We start from the raw sequence: 26,846 nt of genomic DNA, 5'->3' as shown, positions 1-26,846 counted from the left end.
CTCGTCGCGTCCCGGGAGATTCGGTGGCCGGTGGCGTGCCTTTTATACGCGGCGGGCGGGTACGTGAGTGTATGCCTCAGTGCGAGATGTGCGGCTCCGACCAAGCCTCTCTGAAGACTGTGAAGGTCGAAGGCGCAGAACTACAGCTGTGTGACGACTGCGCCGAGTTCGGCACGGAGGTCCGCACCGAGTCGACTTCCAGCGCGAGCACGAAGTACTCCACCTCCTCCTCGTCGGGCTCGAACTCCTCTCGCTCCTCGGGGTCGTCTTCCTCCTCGTCGTCGAAGCGGCGTCGCCGCGACATGTTCGACGACATGGACGAAATCGCGACCGACTACGACGACCGCATCCGGCAGGCACGGGAGTCCCGCGGAATGAGCCAAGAAGAGCTCGCCCAGTCGCTCAACGAGAAGGCGAGCCTCATCCGCAAGCTCGAACGCGGCGACATCATGCCGCCGGACTCCGTCCGGAAGAAAATCGAGCGCAAGCTCGACATCTCGCTCGTCGAAGGCGAGAGCGACGACGACTCCGAGTGGTCCGGCGGCGGCTCCACGACGACCACCCTCGGCGACGTGGTCAAGCGTAAGGACTGACTCGACCCGGCGACCGACGGCGACGCCGATTCCGCCGACCCGCCGCGGGAACGACGCGCCCGAGTCCCCGCCCCATTCATCACGATTTTCCGCCCGCGAGACGCCGTCTCGTGGCAATCGCGTCCCCGAAAACCAATTTATTAGTCTCGCCGGACCCGAGTTCGATTGTGTTCATCCTAGTCAACCTCAAGGCGTACCCGTGTGACCCCATCGAAGTCGCCACCGCCGCGCGCGACGTGGCCGAGGCGTCCGGCGTCCGCATCGCCGTCTCCCCGCAGGCGGCCGACATCTCCCGCGTCGCCGACACCGGCGTCGAGACGTGGGCCCAGCACGTCGACCCGAACGGCCACGGGAGCCACACCGGCAGTACCCTCGCCGAGGCCGTCGCCGAGGCCGGCGCGGTCGGCACGCTCATCAACCACTCCGAAAAGCGCCTGAAGCTCGCCGACATCGACGGCTCCGTACAGGCCGCCGAGCGAGCGGGCCTCGAAACCTGCGTCTGCGCCAACAACCCCGCACAAATCGGCGCGGTCTCCGCGCTCGGCCCCGACTCGGTCGCCGTCGAGCCGCCGGAACTCATCGGCGGCGACGTCTCCGTCGCGACGGCCGACCCCGGCATCGTCACCGACGCCGTCGACGCCGCGGCCAACGTCGACGAGGACGTCGAGGTCTACTGCGGCGCGGGCATCTCGACCGGCGACGACGTGGTGACCGCCGAGGAACTCGGCGCGTCCGGCATCCTGCTGGCCTCCGGCGTCGCCAAGGCCGACGACCCGCGCGCGGCGCTCGAAGACCTCGTCTCCGGGCTGTAAGCGCGTCGAAAAACCGCTCCGACTCCGACCGACGGCCCGCGTCGCGTCTCGCGTCTACTCGCCGTCGGCTTCTTCTTCGACGAACGACGCCTCGATAGCCGCGACCGTCTCCCGGAGTTCGTCCTCGTCCAAGAGGTCCGCGTACTCGTCGCTCACGAGGTCGGGGAGCGCGTACTCGTATTTCCCGCGGCCGGCGTGCCGGATGAACCCCGCCCGGCGAAGCGACCGATTTCGCCCGTAGGCGAGGTGCTGGTCGCCGGTCTCGCCGGCGGCGACGTGGGCGGCGAGCGGGTCGGAGACGCCGCGCTCGCGGTAGTGCGCGAGCATCCCGTGGTGGGCGTCGCCCAGCGCCTCGACGATGGCCGTCATGCGGTCGACGACGTCGCGGCGGCTCTCCGCGCCCGGCGCGGGGTGGAGTTCCGCCGGCTCGAAGTCGCCCATCTCGGCGTCAGCCAGCCACGACTCGTCGTCGGTCGGGTCGGCCGCCGCGTCGGCGGTGGTCGCGCCGTCGGCCGCCGCATCGTCGCGTTCCGAGAGCAGTCCGTGGGTCGGCCACGGCGGCCCGGAGGGCGCTTCGAGCGGCTGTCGGGGCGGCGCGTCGTCCGCGTTCCCGGTCCCGCCGTCGCCGTCGTAGGCGTCGCCGTCGGTCGCGGCGTCTGCCGCCTCGCCCTCGGCACGCTCGTTGTACTCGCCGAGCGCGGCCTGCTTTTCCGTGGGGCGATTGAGGTTGCGGCCGCCGCCGCCGCGGTAGGGCGCTTCGGCCTTCTGGAACATCGCCTGCGCGAACTGGTCGGCCATCCGCGAGAGGTCCTGTGCCTCCTCTAACTCGCGTTCGAGCTGTCGAATCCGCGCGTCTTTCTTGTCTAGTTCCTGTCTGAGGTCGGCGATGCGGCTCTCCTGTCTCGCCTTCTCGTCGGATATCTCCTTGAGGTCCGACACGAGGTCGCCGTCGACGGACTTCAGGTCGGGGCGCTCGAAGTCGTCGAGGCCGGGCGTCGCGCCCGCGTCGAACGTCTGTTTCTTGTGGAACTGCACGCGCCGAATCGACTCGGACCAGTCGGTGACGAGAAAGCCCTCGCCGTTGCCCATGTCCTCGATGGCGTCGGCGTACTCCGAGCCGAGGATGCGTCCGACGACCTTGGTGTCGTTGCGCCACGTGAGGCGGTGCCAGACGAGCCAGTCGCACTGGGTGATGAAGTCCTTTTTCACGTCGGCGGGGCGCTGAGAGATGCCGACGACGCCGAGGCCGTGTTTTCGCCCGCGCTTTCCGATTTTGATGAGCATCTTGCCCGCCTCGTCCATCCCGCCCTTCTCGGGGATGTACTCGTGGCACTCCTCGATGAGCATCAAAAACGGCTTCTTGAGCTTCTTTTCCTTCGCGAAGAGGTGTTTTGCGACCTCCGTCACCAGTTCGTCGGAGGCCGCGTCGTCGAGGTAGCCGGACACGTCGAGGATGATGGGTACGTTCTGTTCGAGCGCGAGCGTGGCGAGTCGCTCCGCGTGCTCGGGGCTCACCTGAATGTCGCACTCGTCGTCGGCCCCGGCGTGGAGCAGTTCGAACTCCTGTTTGAGCCCGTAGTACTCGCCGTCGGTGTCGACGATGAGCACCGGGAAGTTCGCCGACAGCAGGTTCTCGATGATGACCGACGCCGTGTTCGACTTGCCCGACCCCGACTTGCCCGTGACGAACCCCCGGCCGGTGAGGATATCCACCACCGGCAGGTCGACCGTCGTCCCCGGCTCTTCGGTTCCCTCTCCCCCTGGACCGTCGCTGATCTCGGCGACCGAGATGGTTTCCGTCTCCGAATCCGTCATCCGGTTTGGTGGACTCCCTCGGACGCCATAGTTCCTCCCCCTCGCCCCGTCGCCCCCGCGAAGTCAGTCGAACTCGACGAGCGACGACTGACCGCCGCGCGAGGGGGTCTCACCGCCGGTGTTCGGTGGCTCGTCGTCAACGTCGTCGCCGGCGCTCGCTTCGGGTTCGTCGCCGACGCGGCCGTCGCCGTCGCCGTCACCACCGCCGTCCGCTCTGCCAGCCCCGGCGGACTCCCACCCGTCGAGACTCGACTGGTCGGCGTCCGCGAAGGAGAGCTTCGAGACGCGGACGCCGAGCTTTCTGACGGTCGTCTCTTCGAACTCGGCGTCGAGTAAGTCGAGCGCGACCGACTCGACGAGTTCGGGGTCGTCCACGGGCCCGGAGAGCGACGTGGCCCGCGTGTTGATGTCGAACGGCGGGACGACCACCTTGATGCCGATGGTCCGGTACATCGCCCCGCGGGAGCGCGCGCGGTCGGCCACGTCGGCCGCGAGGGCGCGGACGACCTCCCGCTTGTCCTCGATGCCGTCGGTCGGCTCGGTGAACGCCGACTCCCGCGAGAGGCTCTTGGGCCGGCCCGTCGGCGTGACCGTCCGGTCGTCGTAGCCGCGCGCCCGCTCGTGGAGTTCGCGGCCGCGGGAGCCGAACTCGGCTTCGAGGACCGCGGCGTCGGCGTCGGCGAGGTCGCCCGCCGTCTCGATGCCGAGCGAGCCGAGCTTTCGGGCCGTGACGGGGCCGACGCCGTGGACCTCCTCGACCGGGATGGGCGCGAGAAAGGACCGCACCTCGCCGGGGCGGACGACGACCAACCCGTCGGGTTTGTCGAAGTCTGAGGCGATTTTCGCGGTCGACATATTGGGCGCGACGCCGATGGAGGCCGCGACGCCGACCTCGCGGGCGATGCGCTGTTTCACGTAGCGGGCGAAGCCCTCCGCCAGCGTCCGGTCGCCCGAGGCCGCGAGGTCCCACGCGGTCCGGTCTGTCACGTCGAGGTAGGCCTCGTCGATGCTCACCTCGCGGACCACGTCGGCGCAGTCGTGGAGAATCGCCTTCACGTCGGCGGCGACGCTCTTGTAGAAATCGAGGTCGACGGTGCGGTAGTGGCCCGCCGTCGCGGGGTCGTCGTCGGGGGCGAGACTCTCGATTCGCGGGAGTCGTTCGAGCGCCGTCGAAATCGGCTGGGCGCTCTCGACGCCGAACTCGCGGGCCTCGTAGCTCGCCGTGGCGACCGCGCCGTGGCCCTCGCCGGGTTCGTAGCCCATGCCGACGACGACCGGCTTCCCTTCGAGTTCGGGTTCGCGCAGGCGCTCGCAGGCGGCGTAAAAACAGTCCATGTCGACGTGAAGGACGATGCTGTCGGGACCGTCGTCGTCGGTCGTCCCCGGCAACGTCTCCTCCGCCATGGTCGAGGGGACGGGCGCGACGTACCTGAAGCTTCAGATAGCGCGGCGAAAGTAAACGGGCACGGAGGAACGCGGCGGGCCGGTCGCGGTCGGTCGCGTTACTTCAGTCGCTCTTGGAGGAACGAGGGGTGTGCGGCCGTGACGCCGTCGATAGACAGAATCTCGTCGGAGATGACGTCGCCGAGGGAGTCGCCGTCGACGGCGCGGACCTCGGCCATCAGCATGTGGTCGCCGGAGGAGGTGTACAGCGCCTCCACCGAGTCGAGTTCCTTGAGGATGCGCGTGACTTCGACGTAGCGCTCGCTCGTCGCGTCGATGCCGACCATGGCGATGGACTGCCCGGCGAGTTTCTTCGGGTCGATGTCGGCGGAGTAGCCGATGATGACGCCGTCGTCTTCGAGTTTGCGAATGTACTTTCGAACCGTCGGCTTCGACACGCCCGCCCGATCTGCAATCTGGGCGTACGACGCTTTCGCGTCTTCCTCCAAGACGGCGAGGATGCGTCCCTCCGTGGACGTGGTTTCCATGCCCGTTGGTTTTCTCACGGGAGAAAAATATCTTGCGAATCCGAAAAGGGTTCTCGGTCACATCGAACCGGCGCGGCTACCGGTCGGAAACCGAACGCCGAGACGGCGTCGGCGGCGTTACTTGTGCTTGTCGAGGAAGTTGTCGAACGTCCGCTCCCACTCGTAGGAGTCGTCGAAGTAGCGCTCCGCGAGCGGCTCTTCGGGCATCTCGCCGATGCGCTGTTTCTCCTGCTGGTAGGACGGGCGGTCTTCGTCGACGTAGTACCGGCCGGTGAGGACGGTGCCCTCGTGGAGGGCGTTCTCCGTCTCGAACATCATCTCGGAGGCCTCCGAGCGGTTCGTGTTATCGAACTCGTAGTCGTCGGAGTCGTTGATGTCGATGTACGGGACGTACTGACGGGCGTCCTTGTTCCACGTCGGACACTGCGTGAGGAAGTCGACGTGGGAGAAGCCGTCGTGCTGGATGGCTTCCACGATGATGTCTTTCGCCTGGTTCGGGTTGACGGCGGCCGTCCGCGCGACGTACGACGCCCCGGCGTTCAGGGACATCGACAGCGGGCGGAGCGGCGTCTTGGCCGAGCCGTGGGGCTGGGTCTTCGACTTGTGACCCATCGGCGACGTGGGCGAGGTCTGGCCCTTCGTGAGGCCGAAGATCTCGTTGTTGAACACGATGTAGGTGATGTCGTGGTTCTCACGAGCGGTGTGCATGAAGTGGTTGCCACCGATGCCGTAGCCGTCACCGTCGCCGCCGGCGGCGACCACGGTCAGGCCGGGGTTCGCCAGCTTCGCGGCGCGGGCGATGGGGAGCGAGCGGCCGTGGATAGTGTGGAAGCCGTAGCTGTTGAAGTAGCTGTTGAGCTTGCCGGAACAGCCGATACCGGTCGTCACCATCATCTCGTCGGGCGAGAGGCCGAGTTCGGCCGCCGCGCCCTTGAGCGCCTTGAGGACACCGAAGTCACCACAGCCCGGACACCACGTCGGCTGGGGTTCGAGTCCGGGGGTGAACTCGTTTTGATCCTGCTCCGTTTCTTCACCGATTGCGCTGAATGCACTCATGATTTATTCACCCACCTTGGGGACGAACTTCGTGCGGTTGTCTGGGAGCTCCTCGCCTTCGAGGAGCGCCGTCTCGAAGCCCTCGACGATGTCGGCGGGCTCGAACGGGTTGCCGTTGTACTTGAGGAGACTCGACATCTGGTCGCCGTAGCCGCCGAGTTCCTTGGAGATGAGTCCGCGGAACTGGGCGGAGGCGGTCATCTCGACGACGAGCGCCTCGTCGACGCTGTCGAGGAACTCCGCGACCTGCTGTTTCGGGAACGGCATCATCTCGGAGACGCCGAGGACCTTGACCGAGTGGCCCTTCTCGTTGAGGACGTCGGCGGCCTCTTCGACGGTGCCCTGCTGGCTACCGAAGGTGATGAGGCCGAGGTCGGCGTCCTCGTCGCCGTGGACCGTGTTGAACTCGCCGTCGGCGTCGAGTTCGGCGCGGATGTTGTCGACCTTCTGCATGCGGCGGTTCATCTGCGCGACGCGGTTCTCGGGGGACTCCGAGATGTGACCCGCGGGCATGTGCTCGTTACCCGTCGCGAGGTAGCGACCGCCCTTCTGGCCCGGCAGCGAACGCGGCGAGACGCCGTTTTCGGTGTCGTGCTGGAAGCGCTGGTACTTGCCGGAGTCGTCGTGCGGCGCGTCTTCGAGTTCCGCTTCCGTCAGCACCGAGCCGAGGTCGGCGTTCGGCTCCTCGTCGAAGACCGACGCCGGGACGTTCGAGAGCTCGCCGCCGAGCTTCTGGTCGTAGAGGACGATGGACGGAATCTGGTACTCGTAGGCGATCTGGAACGCCTTGCGCGTCTGGTAGTACGCCTCGGCGGCGTTACCGGGCGCGAAGACGATGCGGTGGGAGTCGCCCTGCGAGGTGTACAGAACGTGTTCGAGGTCGGACTGCTCGGGCTTCGTCGGCATCCCCGTCGAGGGGCCGGCGCGCATGGCCTCGACGAGCACGAGCGGCGTCTCGGTAATCTCGGCGAGACCGAGCGGCTCGGACATGAGCGAGAAGCCGCCACCGGACGAGCCGGACATCGCCTTGACGCCCGCGTGGGAGGCACCGATTGCCAGCGCGGCGGCGGCGATTTCGTCCTCCACCTGCTCGGAGATGCCGCCGAGCTCGGGGAGGTTCTGGGTCATGATGGTGAAGACTTCCGTCCACGGGGTCATCGGGTAACCCGCGATGAAGCGACAGCCCTCGTCGATGGCACCGTACGCGATGGCGTCGGAGCCGGACAGAAGCACCTGCTCTTCGTCGTGTTCGCCGGTCGGCGCGGACACGTCCGGAGCGTCGACGTCGTACTCCTCCTGGACCATCTCGTAGGCGTCGTCGAAGACGGTCAGGTTGGGTTCGAGAATCTTGTCGGGCATCGCGTCCGACATCAGGCTCTTGATGACGTCGGGTTCGATGCCGGCGATGGCGCACGTGACGGCGACGCCGGCGGTGTTGCGCATGACCTCGCGGCCGTGCTCGCGGGCGATGGTGCGCAGGTCGATGTCGTAGACGTGCCAGCCGTTCTCCTCGACGCGCTCGTCGAAGTCCTCGATTTCCGAGGCGTCGAGCAGACCGGAGTCGTAGACGATGACGCCGCCTTCGTTGAGTTCGTCGAGGTTCTCCGACAGCGGCTTGATCTCCTCGTTGCCGTAGTAGGCACCCTCGCTCGGGTTGCGGGCGAAGGAGTCACCGAGGGCGAGGAGGAAGTTGTACCCGTCGCCGCGAGACTTGACGGGGTCGGCGCTGACGCGCACTTCCGTGTACGTGTGGCCACCGCGGATGCGCGATGGATAGTGTCGATGCGTGAAAACGTGTAGCCCCGCTCGCATCAGGGCTTTGGCGAAGTTCTGGCTCGTCGAGGCGATACCGTCACCGGAACCCCCTGCGATACGCCAGATAAGTTCGTGGTCAGTCATATGTTGAGCTCACGGCCCCGCTGGGGCGCTACCTGAAAAGTTGGGGAGGGTCCGATTAAAGACTTTGCTATGGATTAACAAGGAAAGATAATGAAGGACTTAATATTGTTAAACTGACTCACCCTCCCACCATCGAAAGTGGACGAACGGACTGTCACGCCCGCCGAATAGAGTGAACGATAACGCGGAATCGCGTTCGCTACTCGTTATCGGGACTCGACGGGTGGTACGGCGTGTCGTACTCGCCGGCCTGCCCGTCGAGGCGGTCGGGATTGATGCGTCCGCCGAGGAGCATGAAGTCGAGGATGGTCACGTAGAGCATCGCCTCGACGACGGGGACGCCGCGGGGCGGGAGCACGGGGTCGTGACGGCCGACGACCTGAATCTCCTTTTCCTCGCCGGTCTCCCAGTCCACGGTCCGCTGTTTCTTCGGGATGGACGTGGGCGCGTGGAGCGTCAGTTCGCCGTACACCGGCTCGCCGGTCGTGATGCCGCCCTGGATGCCGCCGTGTTTGTTGCCGACGGGTCGGGGGTCGCCCTCTTCATCAAATTCCCAGTTCTCGTTGCGGTCGTGGCCGGTCCACTCGCGGGCCTCGCGGCCGAGGCCGAACTCGAAGGCCGTCGCCGCCGGCACCGACATGAGCGCCTGTCCGAGCCGCGCCGAAACGGAGTCGAACCGCGGCGCGCCGAGCCCGCGCGGGACGCCCTGCGCCTCGAAGTAGATCGAGCCGCCGATGGAGTCGCCTTCCTTCTGGTACTCCTCGATGAGTTCCTGCATCTCCGCCGCCGTCTCGGGGTGGGCACACCGCACGTCGTTTTCCTCCGTGTGCTCGCGCAGGTCCTCGAACGAGACCTCCGGCGCTTCCACGTCGCCGATTTGGTTGACGTGCGCCTTCACCTCGATGTCGTAGTCGCTCTGCTCGATGACCTGCTTGGCCACCGCGCCGGCGGCGACCCAGTTCACCGTCTCGCGCGCGGACGAGCGACCGCCGCCGCCCCAGTTGCGCGTGCCGAACTTCGCCGAGTACGTGAAGTCGCCGTGGGAGGGCCGCGGCGCGGTCACGTACGGTTCGTACTTGCCCGAGCGGGCGTCCTTGTTCTGGACGACCATCCCGATGGGCGTGCCCGTCGTGTAGCCGTCCTGCACGCCGGAGTTGACGACGACGGCGTCCGGTTCGCCGCGGCTCGTCGTAATCATCGACTGGCCCGGCTTGCGTCGGTCCAGTTCCGCCTGTACGTCCTCGACCGACAGCTCCACGCCGGCGGGACAGCCGGACACCGTGACGCCCATCGCGTCGCCGTGGCTCTCGCCGTAGGTGGTCATCCGAAAGAGACGACCGAATTCGTTGCCGTTCATTACCCGCCCCTCGGGGGGCCGCCCATTTAGTGTTTGTAGAAAGCCGCAATCGTGGGCGGGGGTTCGGCGACCCCACGTTCATGCTCGACGCCGACGAACCGGGCGTATGGACTCGCCGCCCTCTACCGACCCCGCCGGCTCCGCCACCGACTCCGACCCCGCCGCCACCGACGCGTCCGCTTCCGGCCTCCGCGACCGCTTCGAAGCCGCGTTCTGGGAGCGCCACGCCAACCCGTGGAGCGCCGGCACGCGCATCCTCGTCTACCCGGTGTTGATGTACGCCGTCTACCGGCGGGACCGCCGGCTCTTTCTCGCCGCCCTCGCGTTCACCGCGGTCAACCCGGTGTTGTTCCCGCGGCCCGCGCGCACGGACAACTACCTCAGCCGAATCGTCCTCGCCGAGCGGGAGTGGCTCGACGACGAGCGGGGGACGGTGGGACTCGACTACCCGAACGTGCTCAACCTGCTCAACGTCCCCGTCACGCTCTACGCCTTCGCCTCGGCCATACGGCGTAGACCGGTCGGAACGCTCCTCGGCACGCTCGGCGTGATGGCCCTCAAGCTCTGGTGGGTCGACGCCGTCGTGCGAGAGACGGGCGTGACGGGGCACGGGCCCGACCTCGACCCCGACTCGGCGGAGTGAGCCGAGCGTCGCCGTGGCGAACGGAATCACCATCTCGTCGGGGTGGAGGCCGGCGTCCGGACGGGCGAAAAAGGTTCCGTCCGGGTGGGTCGCTGTGAGATCGCGCCCTCAGCGCTCGGTCATCTCGGCTCCGAGGTCGCGCATCGCCTCGAAGAAGTTCGGAAACGACACGTCGACGTGTTCGCTTCCCGCAATCGTCGTCTCGCCGTCCGCGACGAGACCGGCGACCGCGAGCGACATGACGATGCGGTGGTCGCCGCGGCCGTCGACCGCCGCGCCGACGAGGTCGGTGTCGCCGCCGTGAATCGTGAGTCTGTCCTGTTGCTCGGTGACGTTCGCGCCCATCTCCGCGAGTTCCTCCGCCATCGCGCTCACGCGGTCGGTCTCCTTGAAGCGGACGTGCTCGCAGTTCTCGATGACCGTGTCGCCGTCGGCGATAGCACCGAGGACCGCGATGGTCGGAAGCAGGTCGGGCGTGTCGCCCACGTCCACGGTCGTGCCGGTGAGGTCGGCCGCGGAGACCACCAGTTCGCCGGCGTCCTCGTCCCAGTCCACCGTCGCGCCCATGTCGCGGACGATGTCGACGATGGCGCTGTCGCCCTGTGCGGACGGTCGCGCGCCCTCGATGACCACGTCTTCGCCCTCCGCGCCGGCGACCGCGCCGGCCGCGAGCAGGTACGAGATAGACGAGAAGTCGCCGGGGACGCTGTACGCGCCGCCCTCGGGGGCGTACGACTGGCCGCCGGGGACCGAAAAGCCGTCGTCGGTCCGGGTCGCCTCGACGCCGAAATCGGCGAGGAGTTCGAGCGTGATATCGACGTACGGCGAGGACTTGAGTTCGGTCGTGAGTTCGACGTCGATGCCCTCATCCGTCACCGCGCCGGCCATGAGGAGCGCCGTGATGAACTGCGAGGAGACGTCGCCGGGAATCTCGACGGTGCCGCCGGTCATGCCGTCGCCGACGACGAGCGGGGCCTGCCCGTTTCGGCGCGTGCTCTCGGCGCGGCCGTCGAGGTCGAAGACGGCGTCGAGAAGCGGGCCGTGGGGCCGCGAGCGGAGCGACGCGTCGCCCGTGAGGACCGTCAGGCCCTCGCCGAGGGCGGCACAGCCGGTGACGAGGCGCATCGTCGTCCCCGAGTTCTCGCAGTTGACCACGTCGTCGGGCGTGCCCGGGCGGCCGCCGAAGCCGACGACCTCGACCGTCTGTCCGTCGCGGTCGACCGACCCGCCGAACGCCTCGACCGCGCGCATGGTCGCCTTGGTGTCGGCGCTGACGAGCGCGTCGCGAACGACCGCCTCGTCGCTGTATCCCGCGGCGAGGACGGCTCTGTGGGTGTAACTCTTCGACGGCGGCGCTCGGGTGCGTCCGGCGACCCGAGACGGGGAGACGTGGGCGTCCATACGCGAGGGGTCGGCAGGGTCCGGTATCAGGGTACCGGACGCGGCGACGTTCTCCCGGACGGCGACGGCGACGCTGTCGCTCTGTTTCGTGTTTGCCAACAAACATATATCGTGAGCGAGCGTACTGTACGTCGGTAGAACAGCGCCGGTGACACGAACAGTTGCGACGCCGACTCGCGCGGCGCTCGCACGGCGCTCGCGGCGAGTTCCGGCGGTCAATCCGCGGCGCGTCTCCCGCCCGAAGGGGCGTGTCGCGGAGCCGATACCGGAACCCGCCGACCGCGACGCGAGAGCTTTACTACCGGCCGGGCGAACTCCGGCGTATGGACCCCGATTTCTCACCGCTGGCCGAGTTCCTCGGCGACGAGTTCGACGGCTATCTCATCTCGGCCGACGGGAGCGACTCCAACCAGCTGTACCTCTCCGGGTTCGACGCGCCGGACCCGTACGTGACGCTCTACACGCCCGCGGGCATCCACCTCCTCGTCTCGACGCTGGAGTTCGGCCGCGCGAAGAAAGAGAGCCGCGCCGACACCGTCTCGCGGCTCTCCGACTACGACTACCGCGACAACTACGCCGAACACGGCGCGGTCGTCGGGAAGGCGAAGACGGTCGCGGCGTTCCTCGCCGACCACGACGTCGACTCGCTGGCGGTCCCCGCGGACTTCCCGCTCGGCACCGCCGACGCCCTGCGCGAGGAGGGCGTCGCGGTCGAAGCCGAAATCGACGACGTGCTCACGAACATCCGCGCGGTGAAGACCGACGAGGAAACCGAGCATATCCACGCCGCACAGGACGCCAACGAGGCCGCGATGCGCGCCGCCGAGGGGCTCATCCGCGACGCCGAGGTGGCCGACGACGGCACGCTCATCCACGAGGGCGAACCGCTGACGAGCGAGCGCGTCAGAGAGGAAATCGAGGTGACGCTCCTGCGACACGGCTGTGCCCTCGACGAGACAATCGTCGCCTGCGGGGCCGACGCCGCCGACCCCCACGACCGCGGGAGCGGCCCGCTCCGGGCCGACGAGGCCGTCATCATCGACATCTTCCCGCGCGACAAGGAGACGAAGTACAACGGCGACATGACCCGGACGTTCGTGAAGGGCGAGCCGTCGCCCGAAATCCGCGCGTGGTTCGACCTCACCGAGGAGGCGTTCGAGGCCGCCCTCGACGCCGTCGAACCCGGCGCGACCGGCAAAGACGTCCACGACGCCGTCTGCAACGTGTACGAGGCGGCCGGCGAGAACACGCTCCGCGCCGACCCCGCCGCGGAGACCGGCTTCATCCACAGCACCGGCCACGGCGTCGGTCTCGACGTACACGAACTCCCCTCGCTGAGCCCGAGCGGCGAGGAGCTTCGGCCCGGCCACGTCATCACCATCGAGCCGGGGCTGTACGACCCCGACATCGGCGGCGTCAGAATCGAAGACCTCGTGGTCGTCACCGAGGACGGCTACGAGAACCTGACGGAGTACCCGATCGAACTCGTCGTCGAGTAGCCGGCGCGGCGGACGCGAAATCGCGGTCGGCGCGGGAAATCAGCTGTCGAGAGCGTTGTCGCCCGTCGGACTGCCGACGGCCGACGCGTCGGTCCACCCGGAGTTGGCCTCGCGCCACTGTTTCAGCAGGTCCTCCAGCGCGTCGGCCGTCTCGGACGTGAGAACGCCCGCGGCCTGCCGGACGACCGTCCCGTCCTCGATGAGAAGCGCGTAGATGTTGCCCTCGCCGAGCAGTCCGAGGCGGCGCTGGAGCGCGGTCTTGTCCACCCGCGCGATGAGCGCGTTGTCGTGGGGGCGGCTCCGGGCCGCCTCCGGAGACATCCCGCCGCCGGCCATCGGCGGCATCATCCCGCTTCGCCCGCCGAGGACGAGCAGTTCGTAGTAGCCGAAATGGCCGTACGTCTCGCACAGCTCCTTCGCGAACCCGCGCCACGACCCGACCAGCGACTGCTGGCGGCGGTCGAAGCTGATGAGCACGAGCGTCTGTTCGCCCTCTAAGTCGTCGGGGAGGACGACCTTCTGGCCGCTCGTGTCTCGTGACGGGAGGCGAGGGAACTCCATGCGCTATGCGATTCCCCACCGGTAGATAAGTCTAATTGCCGATTCGGTAAACTGTCGCGTCGGGGAGACCGTTTTCGCGGCTTCGACGACGCATAAACACACCGCACAGCATTTCGGGTTCATCGAACATAAACGTCCGCCCCCGAGTCTCAGCGCCGATAACCGAAGCGCGTCAGCGTTCGTAGTCGGGGTCGAACAACTGCGCCGACATCGGGCCGGGGTCGCTCCCCTCGACGACGGCGTACGAAGAGAAGTCGTCGACGCCCGCCTCGGACAGCAGTTCCTCGTCGTAGAACGCGTTGCCGGTGCAGTCGGTCGGGTCGCGCGAGAACAGTTCCCCGACGGCGTCGCACATTATCTGCGGGGTGCGCCAGTCTTCGGGCGCGCCCATCCCGAAGTGTCGGGTCGCCTCGGACTCGATGGCGGCGACCGGCCACAGCGCGTTCACGCCGATGTCGTCGGCGGCGAGTTCGCCCGCGAGCGACTGCGCGATGAACGTCATCCCGTACTTCGAGAGCGCGTAGGCGACCTTCCCCGGCGCGGGCCGGGCGGGCATCGGCGGCGAGAACGTGACGACGTGGGCGCGGTCGCTCTCGCGGAGATGCGGGAGCGCGGCGTGCGTGGTCGCATAGGCCCCGCGGGCGTTCACGTCCATGAGGAGGTCGAACCGCTTCGGCGGCGTGTCCTCGAAGCCGGCGATGTGAATCGCGCCCGCGTTGTTGACGACGAAGTCGATGCCGCCGAAGGCGTCGACCGTCTCGTCGATGGCCGTCCGCACCGAGTCGTCGTCGCGCACGTCGAGTTGACACCAGATGGAGTTCCCGCCACGCTCGCGTATCTCCTCCGTCGTCTCGACGATGGTTCCGGGGAGGTCCTCGCGCCCGTCGACGGTCTTGCCCGTCGAGACGACGTTTACGCCTCGGTCGGCGAGATCGAGCGCGATGGCCTTCCCGATGCCGCGACTGGTTCCCGTGATGAAGGCCGTCCGGCCCTCGAAATCCGCATCATCGACTGACATAGTTTCCTATCGACCATCGACCACTTGACGGTTCGGACACCGGGAATCGGTTGAACGTGGTTTTCGGGCCGACCGCGGGCGGCCGTCTCGCCACACCCGCCGCCACCGATTCCCTTTTGCCCGCCGCACCTCCACACCCGTACCGATGGACGTGCTTATCGTCGGCGCGGGCGCAATGGGACGCTGGTTCGGCCGCACCGTCGACGCCGACCTCGCGTTCGCCGACGCGGACCCCGAGAAAGCGGTCGCCACAGCGGACGCGCTCGGCGGCCGTGCGGTCCCGTTGGACGGCGACGAGCGGTTCGACGTGGTCTGTCTCGCGGTTCCGATGCGACTCGCGGCCGACGCCGTCGCCGACAACGCCCACCGCGCGGACGCCGCGATGTGCGACGTGACCGGCGCGATGAAACCGCCGGTGGCGGCGATGCGCGACCACCTCCCCGACCGCGAGCGCCTCAGCCTCCACCCGCTTTTCGCCCCGCACAACGCCCCCGGCAACGTCGCCGCCGTCGCCGACGAACCGGGGCCGTACACCGACGCGCTCCTCGCCGACCTCGACGCGGCCGGCAACCGCGTCTTCGAGACGACGCCCGAGGAACACGACGCCGCGATGGAGACGGTGCAGGCGGCCGCCCACGCCGCCGTCCTCTCGTTCGGCCTCGCCGCCGACGGCGTGCGCGAGGAGTTCGCCACGCCGATTTCGGCCGCGCTCGACGAGCTCGTCGCCTCCGTGTCCGGCGGCACCCCGCGCGTGTACGCGGACATCCAGTCCTCGTTCGGCGAGGGGACCGACCGCGTCGCCGACGCGGCCCGCGCGCTCGCGGCGGCCGACGACGAGGCGTTCGCCGACCTCTACCGGCGCGTCTCCCGCGGCGACACCGGAGTCGGCGCGGGAGCCGACGCGAGCGCCGCCGACCGCGACCAGACCGACAAGCACGACCCTGTCGAGTGACGAGTGAAGGGAGACACCGACGCCGACGCCCCGCGGCGGGTCGACACCTCCCGCGCGGGCGACGGCGACTCGCTCCACAGCCCACCGATGATAGACAGAGACGCCGTCCGCGACAACGCGAAGTACCTCAGAAACGTCCGCCCCATCGACCCCGACGAGATAGCCGACTACATCGAGGGCGCGCCGCACCCCGCCGTGGTGAAACAGACGCTCCGCGAGGAGGCCCACGACCTCGGCCTGTTCGAGCGCGAGGACGGCACGTTCGTCCCCGCGAGCGACGACCCCGCGCCGTCTCGGAACTGGTCGCCCGCGGCCTTCCCCGACGACTACTCCTTCGCCCTCGAAGACCTGCTCATCGGGCGCTACGGCGCGAACTGGCACGTCGGCGAGTCGGGCGACCGCCTCCGGGAGCGCGTCCGCCAACTGAAGGAGGACTACTACCGGGGCAACCCCGTCGAGTACGACGAGGACGCCGCGCTCGGCTACGCGATTTACCATCTCCCGGACTACTACGCCGCCGTCGGCTACGTCCTGTCGGACCTCGCCGAGCGGAGCCTGCTCCCGCGAAACCCCCGCGTGCTCGACGTGGGTGCCGGGACGGGCGGCCCCGCGCTCGGCCTCCACGACTACCTCCCCGACGATTCGGTCGTCGACTACCACGCGGTCGAGCCGAGCGCCTCCGCCGACGTGCTCGACCGGATGCTCGGCGAGACGCGCCGGAACTTCCGGACGACCGTCCACCGCGAGACCGCAGAAGCGTTCGACCCCGACGGCGAGTACGACGTCGTCCTCTTCGCCAGCGTCCTGAGCGAACTCGACGCCCCCGCCGCGGTCGTCGAGAAGTACCTCGACGCCCTCGCCGACGACGGCGCAATCGTCGCCATCGCGCCAGCCGACCGGAACACGAGCATCGGCCTCCGCGAGGTCGAACGCGAGGTCGCGCCGGCCGACGGCGACGTGACGGTGTACTCGCCGACGCTCCGTCTCTGGGACGGCTACGCGCCCTCGGACCGCGGGTGGTCGTTCGACGTGAAACCCGACCTCGACGTGCCGGGGTTCCAGCGACGCCTCGACGAGGGCCGCGACGCCGACGAGGACGAGGGCACCTTCGTCAACGTGGACGTGCAGTACTCCTACAGCGTCCTCCGGACCGACGGCGAGCGCCGCCTCGACGTTCGCGGGACCCCCGCGCGGTTCGCCAAGATGGCCGAGATGGAGCGCCACGTCACGAACCGCATCGACCTGCTTGCGGTCAAGTTGAGCCACGACCTCTCGGAGGGGAACAATCAGGTGTTCAAAATCGGCGACGGGAGCGAGGCGGTCGACCACTACGCCGTCCGCACGCGCGAGACTGTGCTGAACGCCGATTTGGCCGACGCCGACTACGGCGACGTGCTCGTCTTCGAGAACGTCCTCGCGCTCTGGAACGACGACGAGGAGGCGTACAACCTCGTCGTCGACGACGAGACGCTCGTCGACCGCGTCGCCTGAGCGGGTCGCGTCGGCGACGCGGTCGGCGGGGCACGTCGTGTCCGACGGGTGGCTTTTTGCGCGCTCCGTCCCCAGTCGGACCATGAGCGAACCCAGCATCCTCCTCACCAACGACGACGGTATCGAGAGCGTCGGCTTCCGCGCGCTCTACGACGCCCTCTCGGAGTTCGCCGACGTGACCGCGGTCGCGCCCGCAACGGACCAGAGCGCGGTCGGCCGGAAGATGTCCACCGACGCGGTCGTCTCCGAGCACGAACTCGGCTACGCGCTGGAGGGGACGCCCGCCGACTGCACGGTCGCCGGCTTGGAGGCGCTGTGTCCCGACGTGGACATGGTCGTCTCCGGCATCAACAAGGGAGCCAACATCGGCGCGTACGTCCTCGGCCGGTCGGGGACCGTCAGCGCCGCCGTCGAGGCCGCGTTCTTCGACGTGCCCGCCATCGCCCTCTCGCTGTACGTCCCCGCCGGCGGCGACCTGCCGTGGCACGAGAAGGCGACCGACCCGCGGGACTTCCGCGAGGCGACCCACGCCGCGTCGTACCTCGTCAAACACGCCGAGCCGGCCGGCGTCTTCGACCAGTGCGACTACCTCAACGTCAACGCGCCCATGCGCGACCCCAGCGGCGACCCGGCGGACATGCAGGTGACGGTTCCCTCGGAGCTGTACGACATGACCGCGGAGTTCGAAAACGGCACCGTGAAACTCCACGACCGCGTCTGGGAGCGGATGCGCACCGGCGACATCCCGGACCCCGACGGCACCGACCGCCGGGCCGTCGTCGAGGGCCGCGTGTCGGTCTCGCCGCTGACCGCGCCGCACACGACCCACCGACACGAGGCGCTGGACGCGCTCGCCGAGACGTATCTGGAGTGAGCCTCAGCCGGGGCAACAAAGCGTATATCTGAAGAGCCTGAAACGCCGACGAGACCGATGAACGCGATTTTGCAGGCCGCGGCCGAGTCGGGAAGCGTCACCGACTTTCTCGTCGCCACCGCGGTGCTGTTCAGCCTCCCGCTCGTCGTCCTCCTCCTCGGACGGCTGTTCGAGCAGTTCTTCTGAGGCCGCGACTCCGGGTCCCGACAGACGGAACGACCTACTAGCGGTGATTCGCGGACCACTTCACACCCGACAGCCCGACAGCCACCGCAGTCTTTTCATCGATAGGATATCCGTTAGATGATATGAACCGCGACGAGCTCAACGAGTACCTGAAAGAGCGGCCGCTCTTGGGAGGTCTCTGGCTCGTGGCGATGCTCGGGGTGGGCATGCTGGTGTGGCTGAAACTGCTCCGACCGGCGCAGTCGGTCGTCGACATCCTCTCGAACACCGGCTACCAGTTCGTCTTTCTCGTGATGGGCGGGCTCTGTTACGTGACCTACGTCGGCTTCTCTCGGGCGGTGAACTGATTTCTCACTCCGTCGCCGCCCGCCGGCTGTCCACCAGCAGTTTGTACGCGAGGCCGACGACGCCGGCGAACACCGCGAGCGCCCCGGCGAGCGAGGCGAGGATGCCGAGAGCGAACATCAGCCCGAACCCGTGGCCCGCGAGGGCGAAACTGCCGACGGTCAAAAACACCCAGCCGCCGGCGATGACGGCAAAGAGGACGAGTACGTCGTCTTCGGTCGCGTAGCGGAGGGCGTCGCGGGCGGAGACGCGTGACATATCGAACGCGTCGCCGGGGGCGAACCTGTTCCTTTCGGTCGGCCGACACCAAAGCTTGAATCCCGGGCCGGCCGACGAACGAATATGTCCGAAGCAGACGCCATCGAGTGCGTGGACGAACCCGGAACCGTCGAGTCGCTCGCCGCGGACCTCCGCGCGCTCGGCGTCGCGGCCGGCGACACCCTCCTCGTCCACTCGTCGCTCAGTTCGCTCGGCTGGGTCGCCGGCGGCCCGCAGGCGGTCGTGGACGCCCTCCAGACGGTGCTGACCGACGACGGGACGCTGGTCATGCCGACCCACACCGGCCAGTACACCGACCCGTCGGCGTGGGAGAACCCGCCGGTCCCCGACGACTGGGTCGAAACAATCGGCGAGTCGATGCCGCCGTTCCGCCCCGAGGTGACGCCGACCCGCGGGATGGGCGCGATACCCGAGTGCTTCCGCAACTACCCCGGCGTCGTCCGTAGCGAACACCCGACGGTCTCCTTCGCGGCGTGGGGCGCGGCCGCCGAGGAAATCGTATCCGACCACGAACTCGACGGCGGCCTCGGCGACGGGTCGCCGCTGGCGCGGGTGTACGACCGCGGCGGCGACGTGCTCTTACTCGGCGTCGGCCACGGAAACGACACCTCGCTCCACCTCGCCGAACACCGCGCCGACTTCGAAAAGGAGCGGACGACCGAGCGCGCGCCGCTTCTCCGAGACGGCGAGCGCGTCGTCGTCGAGTACGACGACATCGAGGTCGAGACCGACGACTTCGGGGAAGTCGGCGAGGCGTTCGAGAGGGCCGTCGGCGCGACCGAGGGGTCGGTCGCGGCCGCGACGGCGACGCTCCTCGACCAGCCCGCGCTGGTCGACTTCGCCGAAGACTGGTTCGAGTCGAACCGCTGAGCCGAGGGCGCGGCCGACTCGGTCGAGTCACAGAAACAGCGGGCCGCGCGCCCGCTCAGGCGAGCGTCGCGGTCAGCGTGATTTCCGGTCCGGCGAGCGCCTTCGACACCGGACAGCTCTCCTTGGCGCGCTGGGCGAGTTCGGCGAACGTCTCCTCGTCGATGTCGGGCACGTCGGCGTCGAGCGTCAGGTCGATTCGAGAGATTTCGAAGCCGCCGCCGTCGGCCGGGTCGAGGTGCACGTCGGCCGCGGTGTGCAGGCTCGTCGGCGCGTAGCCCTCGCCTTCGAGGAATGCGGTCAACTGCATCGAGAAACAACCGGAGTGGGCCGCGCCGATGAGTTCCTCGGGGTTCGATCCGAGTTCGTCTTCGAACCGCGTCGGGAACGTGAACGTCCCCTCGACGGTCCCGCTCTCCGTCGAGAACTCGCCGCTCCCGTCTTTGCCACCGGTCCACGTCGTCTCCGCCTTGTGCGTGGGCATGACACGCACACCTACGGTCGCGAGCGATATGGAGGTGACGGCGAACGGAGCGTTCGAGGGAACAGGACCGGCGGGACGCGGAGGTCCCGAGGCGGCGCGCTACAGGCCGCTCCAGAGCGCCGCGACCCCGAACCCGACGATGACGACGCCCGCGAGTTGGTTCACTCGGCGGAGGACCGCCGGGGTGACCCGCTCCCGGACGCGGTCGACGGCGGCGCTCAGGACGAACCACCAGAGCGCCGAGCCGGCGAAGACGCCCGCGACGAGGACCGCCGCTCCGAGGTAGTCGCCCGAGACGCCGACGCCCAGGCCGGCGAAGATGCCGACGAACGCCAGTATCGTCACCGGGTTCGTCAGCGTCAGGAGGAACGTCGACCCGAAGTCTGCCGCGAGGCTCCGGGCGTTCGAGTCGGGCGGTGCCACGGCCGACTGCTCGGTCGTCGGTGCCGACTCGACCGACGCCGGGTCGCCCCGAATCGACTGGATGCCGATATACAGGAGAATCGCCCCGCCGGCGAGGGCGATTCCGTTGCGGTGGCCGAGCAGGACCGACGAGAGCGCGGCGAGGCCGAACCCCGCGATGGCCCCGTAGACCGCGTCCGCAGACGCCGCTCCGAGTCCGCTGACGAAGCCTGAACGGCGGCCCTTAGAAAGCGTTCGCTGAATGCACAGTACACCGATTGGACCGACCGGCGCGGCTATCGAGACGCCGAGAACGAGTCCGCGGACGAGGATTCCGATTGTGGTGGTTAATAGACATCACCTCGTGACCGAGTCGATGCGTCACCGGGTGATAGCTCTATCGTCTGTCCTGACCGGCCCGCCGGGGCAATCGGCGTCGGTGCCGGTGCCGGTGGGCCGGAACCGATTAGAACAGCCCCGTGATGAAGCCGATACCCATCAGCACCAACACGGCCGCCGAGAACGCCGGGAGGTACGGGGTGTACTTCTCCACTTCGTCCTCGTAGTGCTGGTAGCCCGCAATCAGCACCATCGTCAGGCCGACGATGCCGACGATGACGGTGATAGCGTACGCGCCCATCAGTTCGAGGCAGTAGTTCGACCCGGCGCAGAGCGCGATTATCTCGAACTCCTCTTCGTGGGCGAACCCGAGGACGAACGCGAACCACGCGATGCCGAGGAGGCCGCGCTCCGCGGCGTCGTCGGGGGTGTCGTGCGAGTGGGAGCGTCCGCCGACGAAGGGAACGAAACCCATCAGGCGAGCGAACAGTCCGCTGTCGCGGTCGTGGCTATGTCCGTCGTGGTCGTGTGAGTGGCTATGGCCGTCATCGTGTGAGTGCCCGCGGTCATGACCACCTTCATGGCCATCTCCGTGACTGTGACTCCCGTGGTCGTCGTGCCCGTGAGTGCCGTGCGAGTGTCCGTGGGCGTACTCGCGGACGCCGAGCGCGATGAGCAAGACGCCGGCGACGAGACTGACCGGGCCGCCGATTTGGACGCCGCCGAGTGTCGTAATCGGCTCGTTGACCTGCGTGAGGTCGAAGTACGACTTCGCGTAGAAGAACGCGCCCACCATCGCGATACTGCTGACGAGGTGGCCGACCCCGAGGATGAGACTCGCCGCGAACCCGTAGGCCCACTTGTTCGCTTGGTCGAGCGCGTACGACGCGGCGACGGGCCAGCCGTGACCCGGTTCGACGCCGTGGACGGCTCCGAGGAGTACCGCGCCGGCGACGAGTCCGAGCAGTTCGTTCGAGGCCATGTGCTTACCGTAGCCGTGGCAAACGAGGGGTATAGGGGTTGTTAATACCGAATCGCGGGTATCGTCATAACGGGGACTCTTGTAGCTGTACGCGTCAGTTGGAGGTGATGCGGACGAGTTTCAACATCCCCGACGAACTGGTCGCGGAGTTCGACCGGGCGTGGCGCGACGAGGGCATCGAAAACCGGTCGCGGGCGGTCCGAGAGGCCATGCGGGAGTTCGTCGAGTCCCACGACCGACTCGAAGACGTCTCCGGCGAGGTCGTCGCGCTCGTCGGCTTCGACTACCGCCACCACGACGTGATTCGCGAGCTTCACGGGGCGCAACACGAGTTTCAGGACGTCATTCTCAACACGAGCCACACCCATCAGGGCGAGTGGTGCCTCGAATCGCTGTTCTGCCGCGGCCCCGCCGAGCGCGTCCGGGCGCTGACCTATCGACTCCGCGACTTCGACGCGGTCCGGCGGGTGAAAGTGATGGTCATTCGCGAGTGACGCGGCGTGTATGACTCAGACGAAGCGCGGGCGGAAAATAGGGGTCCGTCGGGCTACCGATTCTGCCGCTGTTCGGCCTTGTTCATCTCGATGAGCAGTCGGAAGATAGCCTTCACGAGGTTCGAGTCGACCTCGAAGTGGGCCGCGTTCTTCCCGGCGCGCTCCATCACGCGCTCTTCTTGGGACTCGTCGGTCGTCGGCAGGTCCTTCTCGGCTTTGACCTTCGCCACCGTGTCGGCGACGTAGGTCCGGCGGGCGATGAGTTCGACGATGCCGCGGTCGATATCCTCTATCTCCTCGCGGAGTTCGTCGAGGGACATGTCCTGAAACGGTTCGGCGGCGTCTGGGGTGTCGTCTGTCATTGGATTCGTGCTCCGTCGGTTCGGGTGGTCGTCAGTCGGGTCTCTCCCTCGCGGGCGACCCACAGTGCCTCGACGCGTTCGAGGTCGGCGCGGTCGCCGACGGCGACGACGCTCGGGCCGGTCCCGGACAGCGAGACGCCGTCGGCGATGGGCATCGCCTCGACGGCGGGGTCGGTCGGGAAGTCGAGGGCGGCCGAGAAGGCGAGGCCGTTGACGGTCATCGCCTCGGCGTACCGGCCTTCGAGCGCGAGGTCGGCGACGAGGTCGGCCATCGGGGCGACGTTCTCACAGCGGCTCACGTCGGCGTCGGCGCTGTAGGCGCGCTCCGGCGGCGTCCACACGAGCACGTCCCAGTCGACCTCGTCGCGGGCGATGAGGTCGTCCTCGGTGTTGTCGGTGACGACGACGCCGCCGACCATGGAGGCCGCGGCGTCGTCGAACGCGCCGGTGGCGGTGACGCCGACCTCGCGGGCGGCGCGGACGCCCATCCGACAGGCGTCGAGCCGGGAGATGTCGGCGTCCGGGCCGGGACCGACCGAGCGGCCGAGCGCGGACAGCGTCGCCAGCACCGTCGCGTTGGCCGCGGCGCTCGAACTCTTGAGGCCGGCGGCCATCGGCAGGTCGCTTTCGGTCTCGACGGTGCCGCCCTCGCCGTCGCCGAACGCCTCGACGGCGAGTTCGACACAGCGTTCGATGAGTCGCGTGTCGGCGTCGGGGGCCTCCGCGATGCTCCCGCGGACCGCGCCGGAGTCGTCCAGTTCGACCGACGCGGTCGTCTCCGCGTCGATGGCGAACGCGGAGCCGGTCGCCGTCGCCAGGGCGTTCAAGACGGTGCCCGCCCCGAGGGCGGTGGCTCGGCCGTGCATACTTCGGGGAGGTCGGCACACCGTGTTATGTGTGGCGGTCCGTGCCGTTTTCGCCCGTAGCTCGGGGACGCGACGGCGGGAGCAGCGCCCGACGCGGGCCGCCCCGAGACGCGACGTTTTTGCCGTCCCCGAAGCAACGGTGAGCCATGAGCGCCCGCAACGACATCGCCCCGAGCACGCTCGGCGTCGAACTCCACGACTACGGCGTCGAAGTGGAGTACCTCGACAACCGAACCACGGTCTATCGGGGCGTCCCCGAGCCGGTCACGGGCACGCTCGCCACCGCCCCCGGCAAGGAGGTCCACGTCCTCGTCACCGACCCCACCGAGACGGAGGGCGTCATGATGTACGTCAACGACCTCACGAGCCACGACGACGTGCTCGAATCGAGCGGCGTCGGCCGCGTCATCCTCGGCGAGGACGACGAAGAGGAGCTGTTCCCCGGGGTCCTCGTCCGCCGGGTGCCCGGCCACCGCTTCGAAATCGAGGCCGACCCGGAGGTCGCCCGCGGCCGCGTGTTCGTCTTCGTCGAGGACGACTGGGGCGAGGACTCCTACGAGTTCGTCTCCGAATGATGCTCCGGAAACGCTGGGAGCCGCTGGAAAAACGGACCGTCGGCAAAGCGCCGGAGGCCTACGGCTACTACGAACTCGGCGACGCCGACGGCGACCTCGTCGGCCGCGGCGTCGGCGTCCTCCGCGACGAACTGAAGGAGGCGCTCGCCTACGGCGACGCCGAACGCGTCCGCTGGGAGCGCGCGACCTCGCTGGACCACGCCGAGCGACTCGCCGAGGAACACGACCCGGCGTAGGCGTCGGGGTCGGCGTCGCCGAGTCGCCGAGTCGCCGCCGACGCTCTCGCTCCTCCGCTACTGCAAGTACGACGGACTGTCCGTGTCGCAGTTCTCCTCGTGGGCCTCGGCGTCGGACCGCACGTCGAACAGCATCTCGCACTCTTCGCACCGGTACCACGTCGCCCCGTCTTTCTCCGTCGTGGTGACCATGACTAGTGTTACCGCGCCGTCCCGGAAAACGGTTACTCCGGGCGAACCCTCAAGGGTCGAGCGGGCGAACCGGGGAGTATGTCAGAAGATGGGGTGACGCTCGTCGTCCGCGCCGCGGAGAAACGCGACGCGGGCCGCGGCATCGCCCGCCTCCCCGAAGCCGCCCGCCGGGAACTCGGCGTGCTCAGCGGCGAGACGGTCGTCATCGAGGGCTCCCGAGAGACGGTCGCCAAGATGTGGCCCGCCCGCCCCGGCGCGCCCGCCGGCGAGATGCTCGTCGACGCCGACACGCGGGCCAACGCCGGCGTGAAAATCGGCGACAGCGTCCGCGTCAGGAAAATCGACGTCGAGGACGCCCGGTCGGTGACGCTCGCCGGCCCCAGCGCCTTCGAGCGGACCAGCGTCGACCGCGAGACCATCGAGGAGGTCGTGAAGGCGGAGCTTCGGAACCGCCCGCTCCGCGCCGGCGACCGCGTCCGCGTCGAGCGACTCGGCGGGGCCGCGCTGGTCGTCAGCGAGACCAGCCCTGAGGGCGTGGTCCGCGTCACCGACGCGACGACCGTCTCGGTGACGGCGGCGAGTTCGAAGGGCGCGAGCGAGACCGTCCGCGACGCCGTCAAGAGCGTGACCGGCGGCGACGACGACGCCGGGAGCCGCGGTCGGGCGACGGGCGTCACCTACGAGGACATCGGCGGCCTCGACGACGAACTCGACCTCGTCCGCGAGATGATAGAGCTCCCGCTGTCCGAACCCGAGGTGTTCGCCCACCTCGGCATCGAGCCGCCGAAGGGCGTCCTCCTCCACGGCCCGCCGGGCACGGGGAAGACCCTCATCGCGAAGGCCGTCGCCAACGAGGTCGACGCGAGTTTCACCACGATTTCCGGGCCGGAGGTGCTCTCGAAGTACAAAGGCGAGTCCGAGGAGAAACTGCGCGAGGTGTTCCAGTCGGCCCGCGAGAACGCGCCGGCCATCGTCTTCTTCGACGAAATCGACTCCATCGCGTCGAAGCGCGACGACGGCGGCGACCTCGAAAACCGCGTCGTCGGCCAACTGCTGTCGCTCATGGACGGCCTCGACGCCCGCGGCGACGTGGTCGTCATCGGCGCGACCAACCGCGTCGACAGCCTCGACCCGGCGCTCCGCCGCGGCGGCCGCTTCGACCGCGAAATCGAAATCGGCGTCCCGAACGAGACGGGCCGCCGCGAGATTCTCGACGTGCACACCCGGCGGATGCCCCTCGCCGAGGACGTGGACATCGACCGGCTGGCCTCCCGAACCCACGGCTTCGTCGGTGCCGACCTCGAATCGCTGGCCAAGGAGGCCGCGATGACCGCGCTCCGGCGCGTCCGCCGCGAGGGCGGTGGAAGCGGAAGCGAGGGCGGAGACAACCGGGTCGCCGTCGCGGACATGACCGTCACGCGCGCCGACTTCGAGTCGGCGATGGCGACGGTCGAACCCTCGGCGATGCGCGAGTACGTCGCCGAACAGCCGACCGAGGGGTTCGAGGGCGTCGGCGGCCTCGACGACGTGAAGCGGACGCTCGAACGCGCGGTGACGTGGCCGCTGACCTACGCGCCGCTGTTCGAGGCGGCGTCGACGGACCCGCCGACCGGCGTGCTCTTACACGGTCCGCCGGGGACCGGCAAGACGATGCTCGCCCGCGCCATCGCGGCCGAAAGCGGCGTCAACTTCATCCACGTCGCCGGTCCCGAACTGCTCGACCGCTACGTCGGCGAGTCCGAGAAGTCCGTCCGCGAGGTGTTCGACCGCGCCCGACAGGCCGCCCCGAGCATCGTCTTCTTCGACGAGATAGACGCCATCGCAACGAACCGCGACAGCGCCGGCTCCGACTCGGGCGTCACCGAGCGCGTCGTCTCGCAACTCCTGACGGAGATGGACAACGCCGCAGACAACCCGAACCTCGTCGTCCTCGCGGCGACGAACCGCCGGGGCGCGCTCGACCCCGCACTCCTCCGCCCCGGTCGGCTGGAGACCCACGTCGAGGTTCCCGTCCCGGACATCGAGGCGCGCCGCGCCATCCTCGACGTGCACGTCCGCGACAAGCCGCTCGGCACCGACGTGGACCTCGGCGACGTGGCCGCGCACATGGACGGCTACACCGGGGCCGACGTGGCCGCGGTCTGCCGCGAAGCGGCCCTCAGGGCGATTCAGGACGTGGCCGACGCCTACGACGGCACCGAGGCGAACAGCCACGCCGACGAGGTGCGCATCACCCGCGCGCACTTCGAGGCGGCGCTGGAATCGGTCTCGCCGACGCAGGTCTGACGGGCGGCGACCGGCGGCGAAGGCCGTTCCCGCTCACCTGCGAGATTAT

The 26,846-nt window shown here is 68.5% G+C and carries 30 protein-coding genes; 14 read left to right on the top strand and 16 right to left on the bottom strand.

The window, feature by feature from the left end:
- The first annotated feature begins 71 nt into the window (after positions 1-71).
- Together IEV64_RS10415 and tpiA are read left to right on the top strand one after the other, a co-directional pair.
- A complete protein-coding gene (locus tag IEV64_RS10415; RefSeq protein ID WP_081909201.1) occupies positions 72-593 on the top strand; it encodes a multiprotein bridging factor aMBF1 in 522 nt (173 codons plus the stop codon).
- Between the two features lie 167 nt (positions 594-760).
- Entirely contained in the window at positions 761-1,405 is a 645-nt protein-coding gene (gene tpiA / locus IEV64_RS10410) for a triose-phosphate isomerase (RefSeq protein WP_004043637.1), read from the top strand.
- Between the two features lie 54 nt (positions 1,406-1,459).
- Here the strand turns inward: tpiA and IEV64_RS10405 are convergent, their stop codons facing one another.
- The 6 genes from IEV64_RS10405 to aroC form a co-directional block, all read right to left on the bottom strand.
- Entirely contained in the window at positions 1,460-3,220 is a 1,761-nt protein-coding gene (locus IEV64_RS10405) for a helicase HerA domain-containing protein (protein ID WP_188423823.1), read from the bottom strand.
- 63 nt (positions 3,221-3,283) lie between these two features.
- The gene (gene dinB / locus IEV64_RS10400; RefSeq protein ID WP_188423822.1) at positions 3,284-4,624 is read right to left on the bottom strand and encodes a DNA polymerase IV; all 1,341 of its coding nucleotides are present in this window, start codon (positions 4,622-4,624) and stop codon (positions 3,284-3,286) included.
- A 98-nt stretch (positions 4,625-4,722) separates the two neighbouring features.
- Positions 4,723-5,151, bottom strand: a complete 429-nt coding sequence (gene lrpA1 / locus IEV64_RS10395) for an HTH-type transcriptional regulator LrpA1 (protein ID WP_004968072.1) — start codon at positions 5,149-5,151, stop codon at positions 4,723-4,725.
- Positions 5,152-5,268: 117 nt separating this feature from the next.
- Positions 5,269-6,207, bottom strand: a complete 939-nt coding sequence (locus tag IEV64_RS10390) for a thiamine pyrophosphate-dependent enzyme (RefSeq protein ID WP_004043633.1) — start codon at positions 6,205-6,207, stop codon at positions 5,269-5,271.
- A 3-nt stretch (positions 6,208-6,210) separates the two neighbouring features.
- Entirely contained in the window at positions 6,211-8,106 is a 1,896-nt protein-coding gene (locus tag IEV64_RS10385) for a 2-oxoacid:acceptor oxidoreductase subunit alpha (protein ID WP_007273597.1), read from the bottom strand.
- A 199-nt stretch (positions 8,107-8,305) separates the two neighbouring features.
- The gene (gene aroC, locus IEV64_RS10380; protein WP_007273598.1) at positions 8,306-9,463 is read right to left on the bottom strand and encodes a chorismate synthase; all 1,158 of its coding nucleotides are present in this window, start codon (positions 9,461-9,463) and stop codon (positions 8,306-8,308) included.
- A 106-nt stretch (positions 9,464-9,569) separates the two neighbouring features.
- On the opposite strand from aroC, the gene IEV64_RS10375 reads away from it, so the two are divergent.
- On the top strand, positions 9,570-10,106 hold the full coding sequence (locus IEV64_RS10375; protein WP_188423821.1) for a DUF6653 family protein: 537 nt from the start codon (positions 9,570-9,572) through the stop codon (positions 10,104-10,106).
- Positions 10,107-10,214: 108 nt separating this feature from the next.
- On the opposite strand, the gene aroA is transcribed toward IEV64_RS10375, so the two are convergent.
- Positions 10,215-11,507, bottom strand: a complete 1,293-nt coding sequence (aroA, locus tag IEV64_RS10370; protein WP_007273600.1) for a 3-phosphoshikimate 1-carboxyvinyltransferase — start codon at positions 11,505-11,507, stop codon at positions 10,215-10,217.
- A 323-nt stretch (positions 11,508-11,830) separates the two neighbouring features.
- On the opposite strand from aroA, the gene IEV64_RS10365 reads away from it, so the two are divergent.
- Entirely contained in the window at positions 11,831-13,006 is a 1,176-nt protein-coding gene (locus tag IEV64_RS10365) for a M24 family metallopeptidase (RefSeq protein ID WP_188423820.1), read from the top strand.
- Positions 13,007-13,045: 39 nt separating this feature from the next.
- Here the strand turns inward: IEV64_RS10365 and IEV64_RS10360 are convergent, their stop codons facing one another.
- Both IEV64_RS10360 and IEV64_RS10355 read right to left on the bottom strand, forming a co-directional pair.
- Positions 13,046-13,567 (bottom strand): hypothetical protein, encoded by a 522-nt coding sequence (locus IEV64_RS10360; protein WP_007273602.1) that lies wholly within the window; start codon positions 13,565-13,567, stop codon positions 13,046-13,048.
- Between the two features lie 172 nt (positions 13,568-13,739).
- Positions 13,740-14,585 (bottom strand): SDR family oxidoreductase, encoded by an 846-nt coding sequence (locus IEV64_RS10355; protein WP_188423819.1) that lies wholly within the window; start codon positions 14,583-14,585, stop codon positions 13,740-13,742.
- 145 nt (positions 14,586-14,730) lie between these two features.
- Here IEV64_RS10355 and IEV64_RS10350 point away from each other — a divergent pair, with 145 nt between their 5' ends.
- The 5 genes from IEV64_RS10350 to IEV64_RS10335 all read left to right on the top strand — a co-directional run bounded on the left by IEV64_RS10350 (position 14,731) and on the right by IEV64_RS10335 (position 18,435).
- Positions 14,731-15,537: a prephenate dehydrogenase/arogenate dehydrogenase family protein gene (locus tag IEV64_RS10350; RefSeq protein ID WP_007273604.1), complete on the top strand. Its 807-nt coding sequence runs from the start codon at positions 14,731-14,733 to the stop codon at positions 15,535-15,537.
- An 87-nt stretch (positions 15,538-15,624) separates the two neighbouring features.
- Positions 15,625-17,028 carry a small ribosomal subunit Rsm22 family protein gene (locus IEV64_RS10345; RefSeq protein ID WP_188423922.1) on the top strand — a complete coding sequence of 468 codons (1,404 nt, stop codon included), beginning with the start codon at positions 15,625-15,627 and terminating at the stop codon, positions 17,026-17,028.
- An 82-nt stretch (positions 17,029-17,110) separates the two neighbouring features.
- A complete protein-coding gene (gene surE / locus IEV64_RS10340; protein ID WP_007273606.1) occupies positions 17,111-17,902 on the top strand; it encodes a 5'/3'-nucleotidase SurE in 792 nt (263 codons plus the stop codon).
- A 57-nt stretch (positions 17,903-17,959) separates the two neighbouring features.
- Entirely contained in the window at positions 17,960-18,088 is a 129-nt protein-coding gene (locus tag IEV64_RS19965) for a hypothetical protein (RefSeq protein WP_268237538.1), read from the top strand.
- Positions 18,089-18,210: 122 nt separating this feature from the next.
- Positions 18,211-18,435: a hypothetical protein gene (locus IEV64_RS10335; RefSeq protein ID WP_007273607.1), complete on the top strand. Its 225-nt coding sequence runs from the start codon at positions 18,211-18,213 to the stop codon at positions 18,433-18,435.
- A 4-nt stretch (positions 18,436-18,439) separates the two neighbouring features.
- Here IEV64_RS10335 and IEV64_RS19840 read toward each other — a convergent pair whose 3' ends face one another.
- Positions 18,440-18,691 carry a hypothetical protein gene (locus tag IEV64_RS19840; protein WP_007273608.1) on the bottom strand — a complete coding sequence of 84 codons (252 nt, stop codon included), beginning with the start codon at positions 18,689-18,691 and terminating at the stop codon, positions 18,440-18,442.
- An 84-nt stretch (positions 18,692-18,775) separates the two neighbouring features.
- Between IEV64_RS19840 and IEV64_RS10325 the strand changes: the two genes are divergently transcribed.
- Entirely contained in the window at positions 18,776-19,582 is an 807-nt protein-coding gene (locus tag IEV64_RS10325; RefSeq protein WP_188423817.1) for an AAC(3) family N-acetyltransferase, read from the top strand.
- Between the two features lie 55 nt (positions 19,583-19,637).
- Here the strand turns inward: IEV64_RS10325 and IEV64_RS10320 are convergent, their stop codons facing one another.
- The 3 genes from IEV64_RS10320 to IEV64_RS10310 form a co-directional block, all read right to left on the bottom strand.
- Positions 19,638-20,063 (bottom strand): OsmC family protein, encoded by a 426-nt coding sequence (locus tag IEV64_RS10320; RefSeq protein WP_089778149.1) that lies wholly within the window; start codon positions 20,061-20,063, stop codon positions 19,638-19,640.
- A 99-nt stretch (positions 20,064-20,162) separates the two neighbouring features.
- Positions 20,163-20,729 carry a LysE family translocator gene (locus tag IEV64_RS10315; RefSeq protein WP_229722611.1) on the bottom strand — a complete coding sequence of 189 codons (567 nt, stop codon included), beginning with the start codon at positions 20,727-20,729 and terminating at the stop codon, positions 20,163-20,165.
- Between the two features lie 202 nt (positions 20,730-20,931).
- Entirely contained in the window at positions 20,932-21,786 is an 855-nt protein-coding gene (locus IEV64_RS10310; protein WP_188423816.1) for a hypothetical protein, read from the bottom strand.
- Between the two features lie 107 nt (positions 21,787-21,893).
- Here IEV64_RS10310 and IEV64_RS10305 point away from each other — a divergent pair, with 107 nt between their 5' ends.
- Positions 21,894-22,280, top strand: coding sequence for a CopG family ribbon-helix-helix protein (locus IEV64_RS10305; protein WP_007273612.1), 387 nt, complete (start codon positions 21,894-21,896; stop codon positions 22,278-22,280).
- A gap of 53 nt (positions 22,281-22,333) precedes the next feature.
- On the opposite strand, the gene IEV64_RS10300 is transcribed toward IEV64_RS10305, so the two are convergent.
- Together IEV64_RS10300 and IEV64_RS10295 are read right to left on the bottom strand one after the other, a co-directional pair.
- Positions 22,334-22,642 (bottom strand): chorismate mutase, encoded by a 309-nt coding sequence (locus tag IEV64_RS10300; protein WP_007273613.1) that lies wholly within the window; start codon positions 22,640-22,642, stop codon positions 22,334-22,336.
- Positions 22,639-23,508, bottom strand: a complete 870-nt coding sequence (locus IEV64_RS10295) for a shikimate kinase (protein WP_188423815.1) — start codon at positions 23,506-23,508, stop codon at positions 22,639-22,641. Before IEV64_RS10295 ends, IEV64_RS10300 begins: the two co-directional genes overlap by 4 nt.
- A gap of 146 nt (positions 23,509-23,654) precedes the next feature.
- On the opposite strand from IEV64_RS10295, the gene IEV64_RS10290 reads away from it, so the two are divergent.
- Complete coding sequence (locus IEV64_RS10290) at positions 23,655-24,083, top strand: DUF5796 family protein (protein WP_007273863.1); 429 nt, start codon at positions 23,655-23,657, stop codon at positions 24,081-24,083.
- A complete protein-coding gene (locus IEV64_RS10285) occupies positions 24,083-24,319 on the top strand; it encodes a DUF7508 domain-containing protein (RefSeq protein ID WP_049920405.1) in 237 nt (78 codons plus the stop codon). Before IEV64_RS10290 ends, IEV64_RS10285 begins: the two co-directional genes overlap by 1 nt.
- 57 nt (positions 24,320-24,376) lie before the next feature.
- Here IEV64_RS10285 and IEV64_RS19960 read toward each other — a convergent pair whose 3' ends face one another.
- The gene (locus IEV64_RS19960; RefSeq protein ID WP_004968097.1) at positions 24,377-24,511 is read right to left on the bottom strand and encodes a DUF7128 family protein; all 135 of its coding nucleotides are present in this window, start codon (positions 24,509-24,511) and stop codon (positions 24,377-24,379) included.
- 78 nt (positions 24,512-24,589) lie between these two features.
- Here IEV64_RS19960 and IEV64_RS10280 point away from each other — a divergent pair, with 78 nt between their 5' ends.
- On the top strand, positions 24,590-26,797 hold the full coding sequence (locus IEV64_RS10280; protein WP_188423814.1) for a CDC48 family AAA ATPase: 2,208 nt from the start codon (positions 24,590-24,592) through the stop codon (positions 26,795-26,797).
- Positions 26,798-26,846 lie beyond the last annotated feature (49 nt).

Source organism: Haloferax sulfurifontis (assembly GCF_014635105.1).
Classification (GTDB): Archaea; Halobacteriota; Halobacteria; order Halobacteriales; family Haloferacaceae; genus Haloferax; species Haloferax denitrificans.
Note: the sequence above shows the minus strand (reverse complement) of the source record. Positions and strands in the feature narration are given on the sequence as shown.